Here is a 1963-nt window from a genome sequence, read left to right on the forward strand (position 1 = left end):
CCACCGCGCGAGGTCGGGAAGCCGCCGGCACGCGCGGCCTCCACGCTTGCCGGGCTGAACGTGCTGTGCATCGACAACGACGCGCGCATCCTCGATGGCATGCGGCTGCTGCTCGAGGGTTGGGGCTGCAGCGTCGAGACGGCCTCCGGATCGGACGATCTGCTGCGGCCGGGCGCGCGAAGGCCCGATATCGTGCTTGCCGACTACCATCTCGACGGCGGCACCGGGCTCGACGCGATCGCCAAGCTGCGCGCCGCCTATGGCCAGGACCTGCCTTGTGTGCTGGTCACCGCCGACCGTTCCAGCGAGGTGCGCACTGCTGCGGGCCGGCTCGACGTTCCGGTGGTCAACAAGCCGCTGAAGCCGGCCGTGCTGCGCTCGATGATGGCAAGGGTCAGGGCGCTGGCGCCGGCGGCGGAGTGATCCTCTTCCTGCCTATCCTTGGTGCCCCAGACTCCTGAGATAGGCACAGAACATGTCGGCAAGGGCGTCGGAATAATCTTCGATCTCAGCCTCTGTTCGCGGGTTTTCCGAAAAGTCGGCCCCCATGGCGCTGAGAGTTTTTATGATCAGTTGGCCGGCCATGGCGCGGGCATCATCCGCGGCTTCGGGCAGCGTCTCTCGCATGAAGGCCTCAACCGTGCCGTTCGCCGTGGCCCTTGCCTCCTGCGCCTCGGGCGCGTCGCGATAGAGGGGTGCTGCATCGTCCAGCGCACCACGAACCGCCGCCTCGTCGCATTCGGAGCGGATGAAGGCATGCACCAGCGTGCGTATCCGTTCCAGCGGCGGGATTTCGACATCCTCGAGGATGTCACACAAAAGATCGGTCGTCTGCCGCCATTCGTCGCTCTGCAGCCGGAAGAGAAGCGCCGCCTTGTTGGGGAAATATTGATAGAGCGAGCCGACGCTGACGCCGGCCTTCTCGGCCACGCGCGTGGTGGTGAAACGCTGCGCGCCTTCGCTCGCCAAAACCTGAGCAGCTGCCTGCAGAATCGCCGCGACGAGCTCCGTCGCGCGGGCCTGTTTGGGCTGTTTTCGGGTGGAAATTGAAGGGCTTGGGCGTTGGATCATGGCCGCGCTCGGGAATGCGAATTGGAAACCTGAAGGATTATTCGTATTTTTTCGGACGACACAAGAAAGCATTTGTTCCCGACTGGAGACAGCCATGACGACCCTTACCGGAACCCCGCTCGCGCCGCTGCTCGCCCGCCTGTTCAACGAAGCCGCCGCGGCGACCAGCCCCGCGATAGTCCAGTACTCGCGGGAGGAACGGGCGCGCCTCCTCGGCAGCAAGACCGAATATCTCAATTTCTACGGCAGCCTGAAGGACCTCTGGCTCGCGGTTTCGCCGGAGACCGGCACGCTGCTTTACATGCTGGCGCGCAGCACCGGCGCGCGCATCATCGTCGAGTTCGGCACCTCGTTCGGCATCTCGACGCTCTACCTTGCCGCGGCGCTCAGGGACAATGGCGGCGGCCGCCTTATCACGACGGAGTTCGAGCCCTCCAAGGTGGTACGCGCCAAGGCCAATCTCGCCGACGGCGGCCTTCTCGATCTTGTCGAGATCCGCGAAGGCGACGCGCTGGAGACGCTGGCCAGGGACCTGCCGGACCGGATAGACCTCCTGCTGCTTGACGGCGCCAAGGCGCTCTATCCGGAGATCCTTAGCCTGGTCGAGAGCCGACTGAGGCCAGGCGCGCTGGTCATCGCCGACAACGCCGACTTCTCTCCCGAATATCTGGAGCGGGTGCGCTCGCCGACAGGCGACTACTTGTCGACGTCGTTCGGCGACGACGTGGAACTGTCGATGCGGCTCGGCTGACCAAAACCCGGCACAAGCAGACCAACTACTCACGCTGCTCGTTGAGCGGCCGTAGGCGTTCACGTCAGCCAACGCGCCATCCCGGCCTTCGGGCCTTTGACGCGTAGGTGACATCATGACCACATTTTCGTCCTCCGGGCG

At 64.8% G+C, this 1963-nt stretch carries 3 protein-coding genes; 2 read left to right on the top strand and 1 reads right to left on the bottom strand.

Annotated features, from left to right (window positions below):
- A partial coding sequence (locus tag EOA29_RS34640; RefSeq protein WP_145969990.1) for a response regulator occupies positions 1 to 423 on the top strand: 423 nt, incomplete at its 5' end.
- Positions 424 to 435: 12 nt separating this feature from the next.
- Here the strand turns inward: EOA29_RS34640 and EOA29_RS34645 are convergent.
- On the bottom strand, positions 436 to 1071 hold the full coding sequence (locus tag EOA29_RS34645) for a TetR family transcriptional regulator (RefSeq protein ID WP_126090258.1): 636 nt from the start codon (positions 1069 to 1071) through the stop codon (positions 436 to 438).
- 94 nt (positions 1072 to 1165) lie between these two features.
- On the opposite strand from EOA29_RS34645, the gene EOA29_RS34650 reads away from it, so the two are divergent.
- A complete protein-coding gene (locus EOA29_RS34650) occupies positions 1166 to 1822 on the top strand; it encodes an O-methyltransferase (RefSeq protein ID WP_126090259.1) in 657 nt (218 codons plus the stop codon).
- Positions 1823 to 1963 lie beyond the last annotated feature (141 nt).

The organism is Mesorhizobium sp. M1E.F.Ca.ET.063.01.1.1 (genome assembly GCF_003998155.1).
Classification (GTDB): domain Bacteria; phylum Pseudomonadota; class Alphaproteobacteria; order Rhizobiales; family Rhizobiaceae; genus Mesorhizobium.